Raw genomic sequence first — 21,100 nt, 5'->3', positions numbered from 1 at the left:
GTTTGAAAATCGAAGTGGATGTTGCCAGTTTGAAACAAACCGGTAAAACTTTAAGTTCTGCAGTCAGGGAAATTGAAGATATTCAATCCGGTTTGCAGCGAGCGATGAGTCGATTGACGATGGAGAGCCGGAGGCGTTCCGACGTGGACAGCAATTTCCGGTTGATCAACCAACGGCTCGATGAGCTGAACAGGGAACTGACCGAGCTCTCCAAACTGGCGGTACGTAAAGGAGAGCAGTTTGCGGAAGATGACGCTTACGGTCAGAAGATTAACACCGGTAAATGGTGGAGCGTATTCAAGACGGGCGTTAGCATAGCATTGGATTTCTGTCCGATTATAGGAAATGTTAAAGGACTTGTAGAAGCGGTTACTGGCCGGGATTTAATTACGGGGGACAAGCTGGCTCCTTGGGAACGTGCTTTGGCTGTTGTGGGTCCGCTGGGTAAGACGGTTCGTAACGGGGTCAAGGTAGTAAAGTTCGCCGACGAGGTTGTGGACGGAGTCAATTTTGTCGCTAAGCATAGCGATGATATAGCAGGCTTAGCGGGTAAAGCGGACGACGCTGCGGAAGTTCTAACTTATGGCGACGACATCGCCGGTCTGGCGAACAAAGCGAATAATGCTACCGAAGCACTAAGCGATGCTTCCAAGTTAGCCGATTCAACGGCAGATGTAGCCAGCACGGGAAGCCATGTCGGGAACGTTGCCAAGACAGGAGAAGTCCTGAGTGAGGCGGGGCAGGAGACAGCGGCCGCGCTTGCGGCTGCGGGCGGTGCTGGGTTAGCTGCAGGCGCGGTTATTTCAGGAGCCTCGAAATCAGGTAAAGCCGTGGAGGCGGTAGGTGATGCGGCGAGTCAAACGAGCAAGACGTTAGATCATATGAATGATGCCAAGAAGGCCGGATCTAGTGCGGTCTCCGGTACGGCTGACGCCACGCGCAAACAAACCCAGGATCTCGCTGGCCGTAATTGCGATAGCTTGGGCGGTGACCCGATCCACATGGGCACGGGGGATCAATTAATTAGCCATACAGCGCTTAAGTTATATGGAGCGGCTACGTGGCCTTTTGTTATTCATTATCACTCCGGTTTGCTTCAGTATAGTGAAATGGGGGCCGCATGGACCCATAATTATGCTATGTCTTTGCAAATTGAGGAGGGAACCTCATCGGACAGCCCCGAGGTTACAGTCTTCAGGAATGCTTCCAGACTGAACAAGTATCGTATGGATACTGATGGAGTATTCAGGACAGAAGATATCGATGCCAGGTTTGACGAACTCCATCCGGTTGAACAGGGATATAAGCTGGAATGCCGCAAGAATCGTGAAACATTCCTTTTTTCCGAGACCGGGGTGCTGTTGGAGCATGTGAATCAAGATGGACAAGCGTTAAATGCTGCTTATAATGAACGGGGATGGATCGAGCAATTAACTGACAAGATTACAGGGAGAAGTTTGGGCTTTGTTTATGATGAATCCGGATTGCTTACTTCGGTGAAAGATACAGAGCGGACAGTTAGATTTGTATATAACGACAAGTCGCAGATGACTCGTTTTATCGATGCGAACGGAAATGCTACGGATATGATTTGCGACGAGGAAGGCAGAATTTTGTCCGTGACGGTTGACGGACAGCTTCAATTCGAGAATACCTTCGATGCCCAGCACCGAATTGTGGCTCAGCGTGATGCTAATGGACATCTTTCTCATCTGCAGTATGATACGGAATCCATCCCTGGGCAGACGGTGACCACCTGGACTAATCCGCTGGGGCATCAGACGAAGTATGTTCACGATGAACAGTGTCTGTTACAGGAAATCGAGTACCCGGACGGCCGCAAAGTTAACTATACATATAATGAGTACGGGCAGGAAGTCGATCGGAGATACTCGGATGGAACTGGCACCTCCTACCTTTATGATGAACGGGGACGTCAGGTTCAGTATACGGACGAACTGGGGCATCAAACACACTTCTATTATGACGAACATGATCTGCTCATCAAAGAAGTGGATGCGGAAGGACAAGCAACGGCCTATCATTATGATGAACAGCTTCGTCTCATAGGAGTCACTAGAGCGGATGGTAGAACCTCGGAGACGGGATATACCGCAGAAGGGCAGAAGTCTTTTTATCGTGATTTTAACGGATCGGTCGGAAGATTCTATTATAAGAATAATGGAGAGCTAGAGGCATGGGAGGATGCCGAAGGACGGCTGACCAAGGTAGGACTGGATGGCGCCGGCCGGATCACAAGGGTGGAGAATGCGCTTGGCTTCGAGTTCACTCGTGAATATGACGGAAATGACAATTTAATCCGCACTAGCGACGCACTCGGTCATACCTGGGAGTACCGATATAATGCGGACGACCACTTGGTAGGGTCCAAGGATCCCTCTGGAGCCGCACACATGTATACCTACACCGCTTCTGGGAAATTGGCGAGTGTTACGAACCCGTTATTACATACTATTCAATACGACTACGACCAAGCGGACCGGCTCGTTTCTGAAGTCAATCCGATAGGAGACACAACAAAGCTCCAATACGACGCCGTTGACCGGCTGATTACAGTACTTGATCCATTGGATCGGGAGACTCACTATAATTACGATAATTCCGGAAGATTGCAGGCTGTTATAGACGGAGAAGGACGGTTGGTTAAACAACTGACTTATGATGCGGCGGGGAATCCGGTTGCCGTCACGAACGGGCTTGGCCAAACGAACCGTTACCGTTTCAATCATAATCATCAGATTACGGAGGAGAACGACGCTGCGGGACGTGTAACCCGGTTTAAGTATGACGCACTGGCTAGATTGGCGGAAGTGGTGGAAGCGGAACAGGCCTTCTATCGTCAGGAATATGATGCAGAAGGCAGAATTACGGCTTACGAGGATGCCAACCGGAACCGGACCGAATTGCGTTACGATAGCACGGGTCTCCTGGTTGAGGTGAAGAATGCATCCGGCAATGGAATCGCTTATGAGTATGATCTGCGGGGACTTCTTGCCATGCGGGTCAATGCAAGGCGGCAATCTACTGCTTACCGCTATGATGCTGCCGGCCGGCTGATCGGCCTTGAGGACGAGGTAGGCCAAATTCAACTCGACTATGATGCCAATGGGCGTGTTGTTTCTCTCGCTGAAGGGGAGTCCGTGTTGTCTCGTGTCTATGATGCTGCCGGCCGTTTGATTTCCAGTACAGACACGATGGGACATGCGATCAGTTATGCGTATGACGCTGCTGACCGCCTTACGATGCTTACTTATCCGGATGGTAAACAGGTTCACTACCGGTATAACGCCGCCGGAGAAATGGTGGAAGTCAAGGACTGGCGGGGACGGTTGACCCGCTACAGCTATGACCGTAGCGGAAAACTGGCGGAGACGACGCGGGCGAACGGGACTCGGGAGAGAAGATCGTATGACGCTGCCAGTCGATTAGTCCGGATCCAGGACAGCAATTTGCATGGGATAATGCTCCAACAATTCCGATTCACCTACAACGAGATCAGTCAAATTATTCAGGAAGAAGACAAGCAGTATACGTACGACCAATTGCGACGTCTAAGCTCGGGCGCTTCCCAAGGACGAATAGTAAGCTATGAGTATGACCTGGGCGGCAACCTGACGCACACTCAGGATTCCCTGAACAGTCGGGCCACAACCTTCCAATATGCTCCCGACAATCGCTTGCTCGCTCTTGAAGACTACCCGGTAGAGATGGATGCCGATGGGAACCTGCTGTATAAGAGTAACGGAGAATCCATGGCTTCTTATGAATACGATGCCCGGAATCGTTTGGTAAGATCAGGGAGAGCGCGCTATACTTATAACATGCTGGGAACGAGAACGTCCATGAGCTGGAGGGGAAAGACCACGCAGTACGTCGTGGACGACCTGGGAGAACTAAGCCGGGTACTCATGGAGCTGGACGAAGCTGGAACGCCAACAGCCTTCTATGTCTACGGCCTGGGCCTCATCGGCCGGGAGGATGCTAACGGAAACTACGTGAGCTACCACAGCGATATCCGCGGCAGTACCACGCTGTTGACCGATGAACAAGGAAGCGTAACGGACCGTTACACCTACGGGATCTATGGCGAGCTGGAACAGCATGAAGGCAGCACTCACCAACCGTTCCAATACAACGGCCGAGACGGAGTCATGACCGACCCTAACGGCCTGTACTACATGCGGGCGAGGTACTACGACCCGCAACTGAAACGGTTCCTGAATCGCGACATCATCCTCGGCGACCTGACCGACGGGCAAACCTTGAACCGGTTCGCGTATGTCAACGGAGATCCGGTGGGTTATGTGGATCCGTTGGGGTTGTTTAAGTGTAACGTTGAGGGGACGGGTGATGCTAAAACTTATTATCATGTAACGACTAAAGAATCTGCTAAAGAAATCATGGAGTCCCAGACGTTAGGAAGGCCAGGAAACCTATGGGAATCGAGAGTTTTTGCGTGGAAAGAACAACCGACTAAATCACAAGCTAAAGCTGCTGGAATCGGAAGTCGAACTGAAACTGTGCTTGAATTTAAAACTAATGCTTCATTTGGACCTGATCGTGGAATTGTGAATCCAAAAATCAAAGATATTGCAGTAGAAACCACAGATGGACAACATATTCCAATACAAATTTTTGATGTCAAGGAAGTAGGATTTAAGAAAAGTAGGTGGAAATTTTGGAAATAGAGATTAAAATAGATAATCTGACAGCTGGAGGTTATCCCTTCCTAAAAAACTATGGAAAAATGCCAGATAGTTGTAATAACCTATCAACAAGTTTTCAAAGTGGCAAAGTATATGGCATTATAGGAGGCTGTGGCGAAGGCGGATGGACATTGTCCCATATCTTAACTGGACGAGATAAACCGTATGAGGGTAAAGTATTGCTAAATGGGCAGGCAGCGGATGAGAAAATCCTAGAATATTACGGTTGGTATGTTGGTGACGGAATCACTTCAAAAGGATTAATAAGAAAAAGAAAAACTATTTATCGACAGATCAAAGAAGGTATAGTACAAACGAGCAGTAATTTTACTGCAGAGGATATCACCAATTTATTTGGCCTATCAAAAGATAGAATCCATTATCCTCTCGAAGAGTTAAGTTGGGAAAAGTGGAGAGCTTCAATCGCTATTGGGTTTGCTCATGGCAAGCGAATTTTCTGTTTTCCTTGGTGTGATGCTAGTTGGGTAAATAATCTGATACTGAATTGCGGTATACATATTTGTATTGATATTTTAAAAAATGCAGGGGCAATCATCATTTTCCCTACCCAAAAGTCAGAAAGTGTAAATTTTTTTGTCGATGAGATAATACATTTGAACAATGAAAAGCATACCCCCTCCCCACGGGCCAAAGAATTTGTTGAGCAGTATTTTGAAGGAAAGCGGAATAGGAGCACGTAAGAGCCTTTAGATCAGAAATTAATTTATCTAATAAGACGGTTGCCTATCTTTAATTGGAACCATCCGGGGCCCACAAAGATGATTAAGTGGATTTAATAGTATTACTAACCTTGATTGGCTTCATGCCTTTCAAGGTTTCTTTTCAATCCGAGGTTATACCCGCCCACACCATGCACCGTCCACGGACGATCTGGGGGAACTGCCGAGTGCTGATGGAGCTGGATGAAGACGGGACGCCGAAAGCCTAATGTGTACGGGCTGGGGCTCATTGGCCGGGAAGATGCGGAGGGCAACTACGTCAGCTACCACAGCGACATCCGGAGCAGCACGACCTTGCTCACCGACGAGAACGGCCGAGTCACGGACTGGTACGCACATCGGAATCACGAACCAACCGTTCCGGTACAATGGCCGGGATGGGGTGATGACCGACCCGAACGGCTTGTATTTCATGCGGGCCCGCTATTACGATCCGGAATTGAAGCGATTCCTGAACCGTGACGTTATTCAAGGCGACCTGACGGACGGGCAGACCTTGAACCGGTATGCTTATGTCAACGGAGATCCGGTGGGTTATGTGGATCCGTTGGGGTTGTTTAAGTGTGATGTTGGGGGGACGGGGAAATCATTTGTTGAACAAATGGACCCATCAGAAGCAGCTCGTTATGAAAGATACTGGGAACAAGACTATAAGGAAATTTATAAAGGCGAGCCTACCACAAGGGAAAGATCATACACGGCACCAGGTACAAGAAGTATCATTGATCAAAAGATCAATGGTAAAACTGGTGAGTTATACGAGAGGGAAACAATTTTTGATCAATTTGGCAGAAGGATAGGTAATAACGATTATACTAATCATGGGCGGTCGGACGTACCTTCTCATACAGTTCCTCATTACCATCCAAATCCATGGTATAATCCAAGACAACATGGGCCAGGTACACCGGGAATATATCCTGAAACTCCGAGGTGGTAAAAATTATTCCTATTGCGCATTATTTGTTTGCAATCGCTTTTAGCGAATATTATAGTAAGGCAGATTGGCAAAATTGGGCTGACGAACGCATACTTCGTCTGACAAGACCAGAGCCTTGGTTAATCGATGTTTCTTTAGCAAGTAATATTGATATATTAAGTAAAGTCTTGAGTGATCTAATGATTTTAGAGAGAGACTATATGAAAAATATTCCACCTTTTAGCGATGCAGTTATTGGATATTTTTACCTCAATTACTTGTCTAAGAAAATTACTCTTCAAGAGTTATTACTGAAGTCCGGGGACGAGGCAGATGGTGGTGAAGGTGCATCTATTGAATGTGAAGAGTTTTATGCAATTAGCGGTGACTTAAAAAAGAATGAAATTCTCATAGAGGACACTGATTTTCAAAGAAAAATATCTGTTTTATACGAACCGTTTAGAAAAATTGCTCAGCTGCAAATGGAAGAATTAGAAAGTTATTGACACTAACTAACCTTGATCGGCTCAATACCTTTCAAGGTTTCTTTGTTGGTGGGGGCTACCCAGTACCGAGTGAACTTATTATTCAACCAATAGCACATATAACCATGACTTAATTGACGCCGCTCCATTACATGCGGCGTCTAAGCTCGGGCGCTTCCCAGGGACGAATAGTAAGTTATGAGTATGACCTGGGCGGCAACCTGACGCACACCCAGGATTCCATGAACAGTCGGGCCACAACCTTCCAGTATGCTCCCGACAATCGCTTGCTCGCTCTTGAAGACTACCCGGTAGAGATGGATGCCGATGGGAACCTGCTGTACAAGAGCAACGGGGAATCCATGGCTTCGTACGAATACGATGCCCGGAATCGTTTGGTAAGATCAGGGAAAGCACTCTATACTTATAACATGCTGGGAACGAGAACGTCCATGAGCTGGAGGGGAAAGACCACACAGTACGTCGTGGACGACCTGGGAGAACTAAGCCGGGTACTCATGGAACTGGACGAAGCAGGAACGCCTACAGCCTTCTATGTCTACGGCCTGGGCCTCATCGGCCGGGAGGCTGCTAACGGGAACTACGTGAGTTACCACAGCGATATTCGTGGCAGCACCACGCTGTTGACCGATGAACAAGGAAGTGTAACGGACCGTTACACCTACGGCATCTATGGCGAGCTAGAGGAGCATGAAGGCAGCACTCACCAACCGTTCCAATATAACGGCCGAGACGGAGTCATGACGGATCCTAACGGCCTGTACTACATGCGGGCGAGGTACTACGACCCGCAACTGAAACGGTTCCTGAACCGCGACGTCATCCTCGGCGACCTGGCCGACGGCCAGACCTTGAACCGCTTCGCTTATGTCAACGGAGATCCGGTGGGTTATGTGGATCCGTTGGGGTTGTTTAAGTGTGATGTTGGGGGGAAGGGTGATAGTGGGAAGTTCACTCAAACTACAGCATCAGTTAATTTCAGTAAAGATGGCAAGTTTGCCAATATGACCAATGGAGAGGTCGCTCAAAAACTAAGAAATGGAGAACTACAAGCTAGTGACTTACCAGTTGAATATCTAATGAGAGATGGAAATAAGTTATTAATTAATACTAGATCATCACTAGCATTAAAACGCGCAGGTATTCCAGAGAGTGAGTGGACTTTCGTAAATAGAACAGGTGATTCTTATTTTGAAATTAAGATAACTGAGCGATTAGCGAAAAATGGATTAACAAGTGCAGGAACAGATACAATAAGAATCACGGGCGCTGGTGGAAAAGCTAGTAATCTGAAATAAGAGGTGCAGTTATGGAATTTAAATCTGTATTAAAGATTAATGGGGCTTCGCAGGAATTCATTGAAGCCCCCCAACTAATTAAAACTGCGAGAAGAGATATTGTGTTATTGCACGATTACGAAACGGAGATAGGGACGTATGAATGGGCAGGATTAACGTTTAAAAATACAATTTCTTTTAAAGTAACCAGTGAAGATTGTTTAAAAGAATATATGCTTGGAACACTTGATACTTTAGTTGAAGTTATAAATTCATGGTGGATAGAAGAAACGAAAAATAATTTTAGAGGTGATGAAGAATTTAACTTTAAACACTATTTAATCTTTTTTGAGGATTATGGATGCTACGAGTTTATTGCCGAAAATGTTGTAAACGATATTAATTTAATCAAAAACTTGCCTATCCATCAAACGAAAATAACATTAGGGGATTGACGAGAGAATGAATTATTCATTATTAAGCAAGGAGATATCTTATGCATTACGCCATGCACCTTGGGAATATGAACTTGAACTAGATAATGAGGGGTGGGTGGAGATTCGTCAACTGTTAACTGGATTGCAATTAAATGAACATTGGAAATCCGTTAAAGAGACCGATTTAGTTAATATGATTGAAGTGGCTGATAAAAAGCGACATGAAATTTTGAATGGTAGAATTAGAGCGATTTATGGTCATTCTATACCTCAAAAAATAATAAAAACTGCAGCAACGCCACCTTCATTCCTGTATCATGGGACTGCAAGACATTTAGTGGAACAAATTTTTAATGATGGGCTTCTACCGATGGAAAGGCAGTATGTTCATTTATCAGTGGATATTAATACCGCCAATTTAGTTGGAAAACGTAAGGATACGACCCCTGTACTTCTAAAAATTCAAGCGGAGAAGGCTTCAATTGAGGGGGTCAGATTTTACCAAGGCAATAATATAGTTTGGTTGGCGGATTTTGTTCCTTCAAGGTTCATCTCTATAATTTAGTTTAAAATTAGTAATGTGAACCTTGATCGGCTCAATGCCTTTCAAGGTTTCTTTGTTGGTGGGGGTTGAACCAGTACCGAGTGAACTTATTATTCTACCAATAGCACATATAACCCATGTGATACCTGTAAGAAGATTCCATCATTTCGGTTCTTCGCACATGAAATGCATTTGACTTAATTGACGCCGCTCCATTACATGCGGCGTCTAAGCTCGGGCGCTTCCCAGGGACGAATAGTAAGTTATGAGTATGATTTGGGCGGCAACCTGACGCACATCCAGGATTCCATGAACAGTCGGGGCACAACCTTCCAGTATGCTCCCGACAATCGCTTGCTCGCTCTTGAAGACTACCCGGTAGAGATGGATGCCGATGGGAACCTGCTGTACAAGAGCAACGGGGAATCCATGGCTTCGTACGAATATGATGCCCGGAATCGTTTGGTAAGATCAGGGAAAGCACGCTATACTTATAACATGCTGGGGACGAGAACCTCCATGAGCTGGAGGGGAAAGACCACGCAGTACGTCGTGGACGATCTGGGAGAACTAAGCCGGGTACTCATGGAACTGGACGAGGCAGGAACGCCTACAGCCTTCTATGTCTACGGCCTGGGCCTCATCGGCCGGGAGGATGCTAACGGCAACTACGTGTGTTACCACAGCGATATCCGCGGCAGCACCACGCTGTTGACCGATGAACAAGGAAGCGTAACGGACCGTTACACCTACGGAATCTATGGCGAACTAGAGCAGCATGAAGGCAGCACTCACCAACCGTTCCAATACAACGGCCGAGATGGAGTCATGACCGATCCTAACGGCCTGTACTACATGAGGGCGAGGTACTACGACCCGCAACTGAAACGGTTCCTGAACCGCGACGTCATCCTCGGCGACCTGACCGACGGCCAAACCTTGAACCGGTTTGCTTATGTCAACGGAGATCCGGTGGGTTATGTGGATCCGTTGGGGTTGTTTAAGTGCGATGTTGTGGGTAATCCTCCACGTGAATATGCAAAGCCTAGTTTATGGGAACGGTTGACAACAAAAAAATTATCTACAGATAAACTAGTAGCAAATCCGTTAGACGAATTTTCTATGCCTCACATTGGTCCTTCAGACAGAGCCATATCAAAACATATGAAATATATTGCAGAAAACGGAAAGATTGATGTAACTGATGGGCCTATCGTAGTGAAAAAATTATTAGATGGAACTTATGAAATTCAAAATGGTCACCATAGATGGGAAGCAGCTAAAAGATTGGGACTAAAAAATGTTCCAGTCAAATTAAAAAAAATTAATTATTGACAATAACAAGATAATTTCTAATTGCTAGTAATTAATAATTGTGTAAAAGGAAGAGGGTAAATGGGTGTAGAGAGTTATTTTATAAATTTAGTTTTTGAGGGAGTAAAACAAGAAAAGCAAGCTGGTGGTAGGGGATTTGTTGGAAATACAAACCTAATAATTAACGATGTTGAATTTTATATAAAAGGAAAGGGAGCTAGAAAAATCGGTATAGACAAATACCTATTCGATGATTCAATAATTATTGAATTGATTAGTGAAAATAATTCTGTATTAGCAATAACACTGCAAGGATGCTTATCATGGTATCCACAAGGATTGGATACAATGGTTTCTTTTGCAAGGAGTTTAAATAACGAAGTTAGTCCTATACACTTAAGTTATCCAGCATTAAAGGACTATTATTCAATTAAGGATAGCAACGTATTCATTGAGGATATTATGTCTATCTATAGTGAAAAATATGATAACTTCAAAAAACAAAATATTCATATACTGAATACAAAGTTGCCGCCTGGTAAAGAATTCTATCGTTATAAAGACAAAAGTAATAATTTAATATTTAAAGTGCTAAAAAAAATATTTAAATGATGATGTTTCATTAACTCTGTATATCAGTATTATTCCCCCGACAGCTGTAACCTGCGGGCTACTTTAATAAAAAACAAATGCATAAATGTTTTAGTATTAGCTATACAAGCTTGCGGACGAGAAGTGATTCTAATGGTTGGAAGTGTCGGGAAGTTGTATGAATAATAAATGGTCGTATAACCTTGATTGGCTTTTGCCTATTGAGGTTTCTTTTTTAGTGAGGAGTACAAAATGGAGATATGCGAGCAACGGAGAATCCATTGCCTCGTAGAATATGATGCCCGGAGTCGCTTGGTAAGATCAGGAAACTCACGCTATACTTATAACATCACAAATGCTTCATTTGAACCTGATGTAGGTATAGTAAACCCAAAAATAAAGAATATAACTGTACAAACTATAGATACCCAGAGGGTTCCAATTGATATTTTTGATGTTAAAGAGGTTGGATTTAAGAAAGGATGGTGGGAGTTCTGGGAGTAAATCGAATTGAGGTTAATATTGAAAACGCCTTGTATCATCCTGAGATGGAGAATTATGGTCAAATGATCGATAACATCAAGGACTTCAATCATGTTTTTAAAAAGGGTAGATCTTATGGGATTATCGGTCAGTGTGGAGAGGGTGGTTGGGGGCTATCTTACAATTTAATAGGCAGAGAACAGTTTATTACTGGGGAAATTAAGATTGATGGGAATATAATAACGTTAGCTGAACTACGGAAAATTGGCTGGTACGTAGGAGAAGGAATACCCAATCGTAGGCTTTTCTTAAAAAGTAATAGTGTTATTAATCAATTACAGGAAGCAATTAAGCAGAATCCTAATGGTGCCACCCACAGTATTGAGGAGATTATTAAAATTTTCAATTTGTCTCAAGATCGTTTAAACCTAAAATTAGAGGAGCTTAGTTGGGAAAGATGGAGAGCTTCCGTAGCAATTGGTTATGCCTATGGTAAACAAATATTTTGTTTCCCTTGGATGAGTACCGGGTGGATTAACGACCTAATACTGAATAGTAGCATTCATATTTGTATTGAGGTGCTGAAAAGTTCTGGAGCGATTATTATTCTCCCTACTCAAATGGCAGAAAGTTTAGACTTTTTTGTGGATGAAGTCGTATATCTTCACAATTCTAGACATTTACCTTCTCAACGAGCAAAAGAAGTCGTAGAACATTTCTTGAAAAGTAGGTCTTCATAAAGTAGTTTGGAATAAGTATAAGAGAAATTAGTGAAGAAAAACTGTTGCCACTGTTGCCTTATATTATTAAGTAGTTTAGAAGAAGATAATCACTATAAGCCTTGATTGGTTTCATGCCATTAAGGCTCTTTTTCTTTTGGGTCTCCTTATGCCTAATGACAGATTTATTATGATTAGATAGCACTTCACCAACCGTTCCAATACAACGGCCGAGACGGAGTCATGACCGACCCTAACGGTCTGTACTACATGCGGGCAAGGTACTACGACTCGCAACTGAAACGGTTCCTGAACCGCGACGTCATCCTCGGCGACCTGACCGACGGGCAAACCTTGAACCGGTTCGTTTATGTCAACGGAGATCCGGTGGGTTATGTGGATCCGTTGGGGTTGTTTAAGTGTAAGATTGAGGGGACGGGTGAAACTACTAGAAAAAACAAGCCTTTAATCAGGCTAAACCTGATTCAGCAACTCCTACGAAGCAGGGGCAAGTAAAAGACTATAAAAACTCGGCGAATGATAGAAGAGTATATGAATATGATTTTAATGGTCAGAAAAAATACATCATCGAGTATTAAAATGACCAATTTGGTAGAGGGCAGAATTTTCAAGGTGCTGAACAGAAGTATCCGGGGCAGGATTTATTTAAGGAAGATGGGAGGTATAGACGGATACCTGGAACACAGGGTCATTATCCAAAAGACTTTGGCGTTATATCCAATTTTGCAATCAGGAACGGCCTCATAAATCTCTTGGCGGCGCCAAGCCAGATCAATTCTATGCCCATTCAACTGACAAATCGCATCCTAAATTGATAGATTACAAAACGAGGAAGATTAACTTATTCCTCGAAATATCGTCTCTTGACTTTGGGGGCATTACACTCTGATCGGCATGGCGGAACAAACCGGCACCATGTAGAACGGGGAGTTCCCGCGCGCCAAATCGGCTTTGCTGGCGGATGCAACGGCAACGACGGTCGGCTCCATGTTCGGCACGAGCCCGACGACCGCGTTCATCGAATCGACTACCTGCGTTGCTGCCGGCGGCCGGACGGCGGTGTGCTCACGGTTGATCCTATAGAATGGTACTCCGGGAAGGAAGCCGAGGACGTGTTCGCCAAAATGGAACCGGATGCCGGCATCGACGGTCCGCCTGACGGCTATTATATCGTAAATGAGGACGACCGACTGGAACGCTATCCGGTCGCTGCGAATGCCCAGGTCCTTATGCAAATCTATGATCATACAGGAAATCCTGAGGATGTCGATATTTCGTGGAATGAACAAATAAGCTTGGAGAAGCTGTTCAGCCTATTCCAGAACACCGGGGTTCTCGATGTAAGAGAGTTTCCGTATCATTTGACGATAGAGAACGGGCAGGTAACAAGCATCGTCCAGCAATACGTGCCTTAAGCAAGTATATATTGAGCAGGAATATGAAAGAATATAAGGCATAAGTATAGGAATCCCCTTTCTTGCTGAGAGAAAGGGGATTTTTCATGAGATATAGCTTAACAACCTACGTTTGAACTTACACAGTCGCATTCGGTAATAAACCCGAATTTAATTGAGGCAAGTCATTGCCTATGGACAACTCTAAATGAGGATGGTATTTTCTAGGAAACAAAGAAGAGAGGTGTGAGAGATGGGAACTTTAAAAAGGTGGATTTCCGGAGCATTGTGCCTCGCCTTACTTCTATTTGCCAATCATCCTGCTTCATTATATATAAGCGAATCCAACAGTGTATTTGCTGACGCAGTGGGAACCGTCTACTATGTGGCTACGTCGGGAAATGACAACAATCCGGGAACTTTGTCGGCACCCTGGCGAACTATCCAGAAAGCGTCGGATTCTGTCAGACCGGGTGATACCGTGTATGTCCGGGGTGGGGTGTACAACGAATTCGTTAACATTAAGGTCTCAGGGTCGGCGGAATCCGGCCGGATTACGTTTCGAAATTATGAAAAGGAAACCCCGATTATCGACGGGACAGGGCTCTCGTTATCGCGAAGTCAGGCCTTGGTGCAGCTTTCTAATGTTAATTTTGTTACAATCGCCGGCTTTGAAATTCGAAACTTATCCACGTCCAGCTCCTCAGCAGATCCGGCCGGTATTCGGGTAAAGGACGGAAGCAGCCAGATTGAAATACTGAATAATAATGTTCACCATATTGAGAATACCTCCAAAGATGGAAACGGGCACGGTATCCACGTACTTGGGAATACATCCAATGCAATTACAGGATTGGTGATCAGCGGAAATCAGGTCCATCATTTGATAACTGGAAAGAGCGAGTCACTGACACTAAGCGGCAATATCGATGGGTTCTCGGTAACGAATAACCGGGTTTATGAGAATAACAATATTGGCATTGAACTAGCCGGATTTTATAGGGCTTGCTCTGGTTCATGCGTGGATCAGACCCGAAATGGGGTAGTTTCCGGGAATATAGTTTACCGCATCGATTCCTCCGGGAATAAAGCTTATGGAACCGGGATTCACGCTGCAGGTGGAATATACGCCGATGGTGCGACTAAGGTGATCATCGAGAGAAACGAGATTTATAATAGTGATTTTGGGATTGAACTTGCCAGTGAAAAGCGAGGGAAAACGACTAGCGGCATCGTTGTTAGAAATAATTATATTCACGACAACTACGGCGCCGGACTGATTATGGGAGGCTCAAGCTCGAGCAACGGCGGAGCGTCGCAGAATGTAATTGTGAACAACACTTTCGTGGAGAATGACAGTTTGGGACAAGGATATGGGGATATCACCCTGCAATGGAACAATACCGACAATCAGTTCAAGAACAACATTATTTTTAGTAATTCGAGAAAGCTGTCGGTTAATAAACTGAATAGCAGCGGATCGAATAATCAATTTGATTATAACTTGTACTATAACTCGACAGGAACGGCGGGCAGCCAGTGGAGATGGGTCGGAAAGAGCTATAGCTCGCTGGCTTCTTTCAAACAAGGTACGGGAAATGATACCCGATCCTTGTTCGGAAATCCGCTGTTTGCGAATAAAGCGGCCCATGATATTCAGTTGAAAAAGGGCTCGCCTGCCATCGATAAAGGGTCGGCGTTGAATCCGGGAGAATATGATCTGACGGGATCCGTCAGAATTCGAGGAACAGCCATCGATATCGGAGCTGTAGAGTTCTCTGGGTCGAATGTTGTCACTCCCGCCCCGTTAATTACGATTGACGGCGATGCCGAGGACTGGAGCAAGATCGCTGTACATTCTACTGGATCAGGTAAAACTTCGTCGATGAAGGCGGCAAAGGATGCCTCCTCTTTGTATATTCTTGTTCAAGGGAGCGATTTAACCACCAAGAGCCAGTTGTTCATCAATACGGATAATAATATAAATACGGGATTTAAAGCGCCTTATTGGAAATCGAGCGGAGCGGATTATCTGCTTGAGAACGGCAGATTGTACCGGTATAACGGATCGAACGGCACGGTTTGGAAGTGGGAATTTTTGAAGAGCTATTCAGATTCGCCGAATTATTTTCTCTCGGATGATCTGTTGGAAGTTTACTTGCCCTGGAGTGACCTTGGAAAACTCACGCAAAACAGTATTGTAAAAATAGGCTACGTATGGAACGACTCTGATAAATATAAGCTGCCCAAGAGCGGAGATATGACCGCGGTTCAGGAGATTCTCAAATAACTTTGATCTTCCCTCAAAATAGTTGAATGGACCTGAATAAATTGGCCCGGTTTTGGACGGATCAGGATATGTCTTTTTTCTGAAATCCGTCTGGAGTCGGGTTTTTGTAGTTAAAAATTGGTAGTGCATATTTAACATCTATGATATTATATGGATTCAAAGACAGTGACAAATATTACAAAATTGAAGATTTCAGTTGACGATCTCAGTAAGAAGAGGTGGTAGAATGAAAGTTTTAGTAACAGGCGGATATGGCTTTATCGGATCCCATGTTGCGGAAAGGTTTCATAAAGAGGGTTACGAGGTCTTTATTATCGATGACCTGTCCTCCGGTAAACTGAACAATGTTAACTTCAAGCACCGGGGGTATCAGTTATCCGTCGAGGATCAAAAATGCGAGGAAATCTTCTCTTCAAATCGATTTGATGCCGTCGTTCATCTGGCCGCACAGGTAAATGTGGCTACCTCTGTTGAGAATCCCAGGCAGGATGCCAAATCGAATGTCTTAGGTCTGATAAACATGCTCAGTCTGGCAAGTAAATATAGCGCCAAGAAGTTTATATTTGCCTCCTCAGCCGCGGTTTATGGAACAAGCGAGGATGTCCCTCTGCCGGAATCAGCACCATGCAGCCCTATTTCGCCTTACGGAATGAGCAAATGGGTGGGCGAAACTTATTGTCAGAAGTGGAGAGATCTGTACGGCCTTGAAACGCTGTGTTTCCGGTTTTCCAATGTATATGGCCCGCGCCAGAACAGCATTGGAGAAGGTGGAGTAATTTCGATTTTTGCAGACCGGATCATTGCAGGACAAAACATACATATCCACGGCGATGGAGAGCAAACCCGGGATTTTATCTATGTAGAAGATATAGCCGATGCTATTTATAGGGCGTCGTATTCGCAGCTTATGGGTGTATATAACCTATCTACCCAAACAGAGACTTCTGTAAACAGTCTGATCAGATTGTTTGAAGAATTGCACGGCACGGAGCCGGACCTTATTTATCAGGGTGCCAGAAGCGGGGATATTCATCGGTCCGTGCTCAGTAACGAGAATATCAAGAAGGACCTTGACTGGACGCCAATGTACGGGCTCAGGCAAGGTTTAACCAAAACGTACGAATGGTTTAAACAGCAACACTCCGCATCCCTTGAAACTACACACCAAGCACCAACCCCCACATCACGTACTCGCTATTTTATCCAAGTATTCAAACCCTATCTTGAGAATTTACTCGCTTTCATTTTGATATCTTGGCTCACTTTAAGTCAGTGGGATATGGCCTATTCATTCATTGACATCAAGATGTTCTACATAACCATCATCGGAATTTTGTATGGCAATCGTCAGTCGATTATGGCTGTTGCGTTGTCCGTTTGTTTGTTGACCTATCAGCGGCTGCTTAATGGACATGAACTCGTCTCCATGCTGTACGATACGGACTTTTTCTTTCAAATTGCCATTTATTTATGCATCGGCCTTGTGGTCGGTTATGCGGTTGAACGCAAAAACGGTAAGATTGCCTCCCAAGATATCGAAATTAAAGAGCTTGGCGAGAAATATGAATTTCTTAACGGCGTGTACCGGGAGGTCCGGGAAGTTAAGAACGAGCTGCAACAGCGAATTATGAATAGCGGGGACAGCTTCGGTAAAATTCACTCGATTACCAAAGAATTGGACAGCTTGGAACCGGATGAAATCTTTGTTTCTACGGTCAATGTGATCGAATCTATTATGAATACACGGGCCGTGTCCATCTACATCGCAAATTCGAATCGCGACTACTTGAGGCTGGTGGCGCATTCAATGAATATCGGTGAGGAAACGGCAAAATCGCTGAAAGTGGAGGAACATGATTATGTCGGTCGAGTGTTTCTCGGCGACCAGATTTATGTCAACCGGGAACTCAAACCTGGCGTTCCACTAATGGTCGCTCCGGTTCAAAGACGCGGCGAGACGGTAGCCATCATTGCATTGGACGATATTCCGTTCGAGAACTTTTCTCTGTATTATCAAAACTTGTTCAAGATTACGGTTGAACTGGTATCCTCCTCTCTATCGAGAGCATTCTCTTATGTGGAGGCGACTGAAAGTTTGCGTTATGTGGAAGACTCTTCGATCCTGACGAATGAAGTGTTTCAGTCGATTCTGAGGAATAAGAGAATGGCCAAAGAGAAGCTTAACATCAATTATTCACTTCTAATCCAAAGCGGTCACGTTGATTCACTCAGAGACTTTTCAAATAAGCTTAAAGGCCTGCTGAGGGAAACGGATTATATCGGACTCGGAGCGGCGAATGAGCTGATGATTCTGTTATCGAATACGGGACCTGAGGACGTTGCACGGATTTTGGAACGTTTCGCGGAACGGAATATATTCTTGAAAATACTTGAAGAGGAAGTTACCTATGGTTGAGTGGGTGCTTATTGTATACATACTCATCTCGGGTATCTTGTTATGGGTACGCTATCGTCAAACGCCGCGTAACTGGGTTCTGAGATGGGTGCTTGTCGCCGCTTTCCCTCTGATCGGGTGGTTGTTTCCGTTATTTTGGCCTAAATCATGGTTGCGGCCGGCGAGCCCGGAGCAAATGGAGGAATTGTTCGAGCATGACGGGAAGGGGCAGCAGTTATCGGCGATCCAAATGGAGTTTAATTCCGCGGAGGAACTGAACGTGGTCTCTATTGAGGAGGCGCTATTGGTTAATGAGCATGCAGACCGGCGCAGAGTTATGATTCAAGTGCTGAAACAGGACGCCTTTAAGTACATGGATATTCTTAAAAAGGCAATCAGTAATGAAGATACCGAGACTTCTCATTATGCTGTGAGCGCCGTAATGGAAATCAAAAGAAAGCTGACTCTTTCCATGCAGGAGCTCTCCGTCCAATATGAATCGAATAAACAGGATCCAGCAGTGCTGCAGGCATACGGAGAAGTGCTGGATCAATATATGAATAGCGGGTTTCTGGATGAGAAGACGCTGAGAAACTATAGAGTCTCCTATATTCAAGTCCTGGATGAATTGATCGGAATTGATCCGGGGATGGAATCGGCTTATCAAGGGAAAATGGAGTCGGAGCTGGAGCTTGGGCTCTTGCGGGAAGCCGAGCGTACCGCGCAGTTGTACCTGGAGAGATTCCCGCAAAGCGAGGAGGCGTATCTTGGCTTGGTAAAGATTTACTATCATATGCGATCCTATGATAATGTACAAACCGTTCTGGAGTTACTGAAGAAATCGCCGCTTACACTTTCCAATCGGGCTTTAACGCTGGTGAGGTATTGGTCAGGAGGCGCCTACAGTGAAAGACGGATTTAATTTAAAACGAAACGTTTACGTCATCTTGGCTGCCGTTATCGTGTTGGCATTGGCGCTGCAAATTGCCCGTTCCCAGTATGTTCTGCAATTCAGCCGCAATGGTAGTATGGCGGAGGAACGGCAACTCCGCGTGGCGACTGCAGAGGAGATTCAGGCGCTGGAGTTCTCGGGTCCGGATTACTGCATCTTCTATGATTCCGAGGATGAATACAGTGTAAGTGTCAAGAATAACACGAGCCGGATGCTGCAGTACATGAAGAAGAACACAGCGGTTACGGACACATCCTCAGGCTCAGCGATCCGTCTAGAGGGCTGTGCGGCTGCTATCATAACGAATCAACAACTGGATCCGATCGGAAACATATTGGCTGTTTCTGATTATGTGCAACAGGGTGGTTATGTGCTGTTTACAAGCCAGTTGGAGACAGACTCTGCCTTTTATCAATTATATCGGAAATTAGGCATCGTTTCGGTGGGGGGGACTTATCCTGCTAAAGGGATTGAGCTGAATTCCAATATATTAATCGGAGAAAAGGGCTATAAGTCGAATGATCCCTATTTCGTAAACATCTCTAACGTGGTTGAAATCGACGGGAGATCAGAATTACTGGCGTCGGCGATGGACGGCAATCCGCTGATCTGGAGAACGGAATACGGCGACGGTGCATTCCTGGTTATGAACGGGACGATGCTGCAGGAGAAGGTGAACCGTGGGTTATTCTCAGGGGCGATCAGCATGCTGGAACCGGATTATATTTACCCGGTTTTTAATTCTAAGCTGATCTATATCGACGATTTTCCTTCTCCCATCCCGGAAGGGAGCGTGCCTTCCATCTATGACGTCTATCACAAGGATATCAAGCAATTTTATAGGGAGATCTGGTGGCCTGACATGCTGAAGGCTGCCAAGAGAGCCGGGTTAAAGTATACGGCGGGAATTATTCAATCATATCAGAACGATGTGGAAGGGCCTTTTCAATATCCTGCGGATGAAGATCGTTACAACTTGATTTCGTACGGGCGAGAGGTCATTAAGAGCGGCGGTGAAATCGGAATTCACGGCTATAACCACCAATCACTTCAGACGGATCTGCGAATTGCGGATTATTACGAGTATAAGGTCTGGAAGTCCCAAGAGAAGATGGAGCAAGCCGTAGCCGAGGTGCTGGAATTTGCGCATCGCGCTTTTCCTAATTACCAGATCATGTCCTATATTCCTCCTTCCAATATGCTGGATTCGGTAGGACGCGAAGCCTTGAAGCAGGCTTGGCCCAATTTAACGGTCATTTCTTCTTTGTACGAAGAAGATATTAACAAGGTGTCTTACGTTCAAGAATTCGAGGTCGCTCCGGACGGAATTATTGAAATGCCGAGAATTTCTTCGGGTTATATGGATTCTCCATTCGAACAGTGGGCGGAGGCAAACGCGATTACCTCTCTCGGGTTCTACTCACACTTTATTCACCCTGACGATATCCTCGATGAAATGAGAGGCCAAAGTTTATCGTGGGAGGAATTGTATAAGGGATTTACATTGAAATTGGAGCGACTCCGGACGACTTATCCGTGGCTCCGGGCCATGACTTCCACAGAAGCTGCCTTGGATATGGAGGATGTACTGGGCTCCACAGTGAGTTGGGAGAAGGGCGCAAACAGCATTAAGGGAGAAGTATCCCACCTTGAGCAGGATAATTTCTTCATTTTGCGGACTGAGCGCCGTATAGGCCGGCTTCAGAATTGTACTGTAACAAAAATCGACGATCAGGTATTTCTAGTGACAGTGACCGAGGACAAATTTGAAATAGGATTGGGCGATTGAAC

General features: G+C 45.2%; 18 protein-coding genes and 1 pseudogene. All 19 read left to right on the top strand.

Annotation, left to right across the window (positions count from 1 at the left end; genetic code table 11):
• Positions 1–2 precede the first annotated feature (2 nt).
• The 19 genes and pseudogenes from KB559_RS16390 to KB559_RS16305 all read left to right on the top strand — a co-directional run bounded on the left by KB559_RS16390 (position 3) and on the right by KB559_RS16305 (position 21,098).
• Positions 3–4,709 carry an RHS repeat-associated core domain-containing protein gene (locus tag KB559_RS16390; RefSeq protein ID WP_211023022.1) on the top strand — a complete coding sequence of 1,569 codons (4,707 nt, stop codon included), beginning with the start codon at positions 3–5 and terminating at the stop codon, positions 4,707–4,709.
• Entirely contained in the window at positions 4,691–5,428 is a 738-nt protein-coding gene (locus KB559_RS16385; protein ID WP_211023021.1) for an ATP-binding cassette domain-containing protein, read from the top strand. Before KB559_RS16390 ends, KB559_RS16385 begins: the two co-directional genes overlap by 19 nt.
• Positions 5,429–5,550: 122 nt before the next feature.
• Positions 5,551–5,676, top strand: a complete 126-nt coding sequence (locus tag KB559_RS25390; protein WP_282103172.1) for a hypothetical protein — start codon at positions 5,551–5,553, stop codon at positions 5,674–5,676.
• Positions 5,651–5,929 (top strand): hypothetical protein, encoded by a 279-nt coding sequence (locus KB559_RS25200; RefSeq protein WP_247681892.1) that lies wholly within the window; start codon positions 5,651–5,653, stop codon positions 5,927–5,929. The genes KB559_RS25390 and KB559_RS25200 overlap by 26 nt, the downstream gene beginning before the upstream one ends.
• Positions 5,853–6,407, top strand: coding sequence for an RHS repeat-associated core domain-containing protein (locus KB559_RS16380; protein WP_247681891.1), 555 nt, complete (start codon positions 5,853–5,855; stop codon positions 6,405–6,407). The genes KB559_RS25200 and KB559_RS16380 overlap by 77 nt, the downstream gene beginning before the upstream one ends.
• The gene (locus KB559_RS16375) at positions 6,401–6,892 is read left to right on the top strand and encodes a hypothetical protein (RefSeq protein WP_290405428.1); all 492 of its coding nucleotides are present in this window, start codon (positions 6,401–6,403) and stop codon (positions 6,890–6,892) included. The genes KB559_RS16380 and KB559_RS16375 overlap by 7 nt, the downstream gene beginning before the upstream one ends.
• A gap of 131 nt (positions 6,893–7,023) precedes the next feature.
• Entirely contained in the window at positions 7,024–8,190 is a 1,167-nt protein-coding gene (locus KB559_RS16370; RefSeq protein WP_211023019.1) for an RHS repeat-associated core domain-containing protein, read from the top strand.
• Between the two features lie 11 nt (positions 8,191–8,201).
• Positions 8,202–8,624, top strand: a complete 423-nt coding sequence (locus KB559_RS16365; protein WP_211023018.1) for a hypothetical protein — start codon at positions 8,202–8,204, stop codon at positions 8,622–8,624.
• 7 nt (positions 8,625–8,631) lie between these two features.
• The gene (locus KB559_RS16360; protein ID WP_211023017.1) at positions 8,632–9,171 is read left to right on the top strand and encodes an RNA 2'-phosphotransferase; all 540 of its coding nucleotides are present in this window, start codon (positions 8,632–8,634) and stop codon (positions 9,169–9,171) included.
• 198 nt (positions 9,172–9,369) lie between these two features.
• Positions 9,370–10,485: an RHS repeat-associated core domain-containing protein gene (locus KB559_RS16355; RefSeq protein WP_211023016.1), complete on the top strand. Its 1,116-nt coding sequence runs from the start codon at positions 9,370–9,372 to the stop codon at positions 10,483–10,485.
• 60 nt (positions 10,486–10,545) lie between these two features.
• A complete protein-coding gene (locus KB559_RS16350; protein WP_211023015.1) occupies positions 10,546–11,076 on the top strand; it encodes a hypothetical protein in 531 nt (176 codons plus the stop codon).
• Between the two features lie 291 nt (positions 11,077–11,367).
• Positions 11,368–11,559: a hypothetical protein gene (locus tag KB559_RS16345; RefSeq protein WP_211023014.1), complete on the top strand. Its 192-nt coding sequence runs from the start codon at positions 11,368–11,370 to the stop codon at positions 11,557–11,559.
• A gap of 62 nt (positions 11,560–11,621) precedes the next feature.
• Positions 11,622–12,278 (top strand): P-loop NTPase family protein, encoded by a 657-nt coding sequence (locus tag KB559_RS16340; protein WP_211023013.1) that lies wholly within the window; start codon positions 11,622–11,624, stop codon positions 12,276–12,278.
• Positions 12,279–12,455: 177 nt separating this feature from the next.
• Positions 12,456–12,773 carry an RHS repeat-associated core domain-containing protein gene (locus KB559_RS16335; protein WP_348772933.1) on the top strand — a complete coding sequence of 106 codons (318 nt, stop codon included), beginning with the start codon at positions 12,456–12,458 and terminating at the stop codon, positions 12,771–12,773.
• Positions 12,774–13,160: 387 nt separating this feature from the next.
• Positions 13,161–13,346, top strand: a pseudogene (locus KB559_RS16330) (solute carrier family 23 protein); the annotation flags it as partial.
• Positions 13,347–13,925: 579 nt separating this feature from the next.
• The gene (locus KB559_RS16320; protein WP_211023010.1) at positions 13,926–15,962 is read left to right on the top strand and encodes a DUF1565 domain-containing protein; all 2,037 of its coding nucleotides are present in this window, start codon (positions 13,926–13,928) and stop codon (positions 15,960–15,962) included.
• A gap of 226 nt (positions 15,963–16,188) precedes the next feature.
• A complete protein-coding gene (locus tag KB559_RS16315; RefSeq protein WP_211023009.1) occupies positions 16,189–18,378 on the top strand; it encodes an NAD-dependent epimerase/dehydratase family protein in 2,190 nt (729 codons plus the stop codon).
• Complete coding sequence (locus KB559_RS16310) at positions 18,371–19,279, top strand: tetratricopeptide repeat protein (protein WP_211023008.1); 909 nt, start codon at positions 18,371–18,373, stop codon at positions 19,277–19,279. The genes KB559_RS16315 and KB559_RS16310 overlap by 8 nt, the downstream gene beginning before the upstream one ends.
• A complete protein-coding gene (locus tag KB559_RS16305; RefSeq protein ID WP_211023007.1) occupies positions 19,263–21,098 on the top strand; it encodes a DUF2194 domain-containing protein in 1,836 nt (611 codons plus the stop codon). The genes KB559_RS16310 and KB559_RS16305 overlap by 17 nt, the downstream gene beginning before the upstream one ends.
• Positions 21,099–21,100 lie beyond the last annotated feature (2 nt).

This window comes from Paenibacillus sp. Marseille-P2973, from assembly GCF_018101095.1.
GTDB lineage: Bacteria > Bacillota > Bacilli > Paenibacillales > Paenibacillaceae > Fontibacillus > Fontibacillus vini.
The sequence above is the reverse complement of the archived record's forward strand: the minus strand, read 5'-3'. Positions and strand labels throughout refer to the sequence as shown.

Coding starts and splice junctions, on each gene's coding strand:
- KB559_RS25390 (WP_282103172.1), top strand. CDS start 5,551: ATGCCTTTCAAGGTTTCTTTTCAATCCGAGGTTATACCCGCCCACACC.
- KB559_RS25200 (WP_247681892.1), top strand. CDS start 5,651: ATGAAGACGGGACGCCGAAAGCCTAATGTGTACGGGCTGGGGCTCATT.
- KB559_RS16380 (WP_247681891.1), top strand. CDS start 5,853: ATGACCGACCCGAACGGCTTGTATTTCATGCGGGCCCGCTATTACGAT.
- KB559_RS16370 (WP_211023019.1), top strand. CDS start 7,024: ATGCGGCGTCTAAGCTCGGGCGCTTCCCAGGGACGAATAGTAAGTTAT.
- KB559_RS16365 (WP_211023018.1), top strand. CDS start 8,202: ATGGAATTTAAATCTGTATTAAAGATTAATGGGGCTTCGCAGGAATTC.
- KB559_RS16360 (WP_211023017.1), top strand. CDS start 8,632: ATGAATTATTCATTATTAAGCAAGGAGATATCTTATGCATTACGCCAT.
- KB559_RS16355 (WP_211023016.1), top strand. CDS start 9,370: ATGCGGCGTCTAAGCTCGGGCGCTTCCCAGGGACGAATAGTAAGTTAT.
- KB559_RS16350 (WP_211023015.1), top strand. CDS start 10,546: ATGGGTGTAGAGAGTTATTTTATAAATTTAGTTTTTGAGGGAGTAAAA.
- KB559_RS16340 (WP_211023013.1), top strand. CDS start 11,622: ATGATCGATAACATCAAGGACTTCAATCATGTTTTTAAAAAGGGTAGA.
- KB559_RS16320 (WP_211023010.1), top strand. CDS start 13,926: ATGGGAACTTTAAAAAGGTGGATTTCCGGAGCATTGTGCCTCGCCTTA.
- KB559_RS16315 (WP_211023009.1), top strand. CDS start 16,189: ATGAAAGTTTTAGTAACAGGCGGATATGGCTTTATCGGATCCCATGTT.
- KB559_RS16310 (WP_211023008.1), top strand. CDS start 18,371: ATGGTTGAGTGGGTGCTTATTGTATACATACTCATCTCGGGTATCTTG.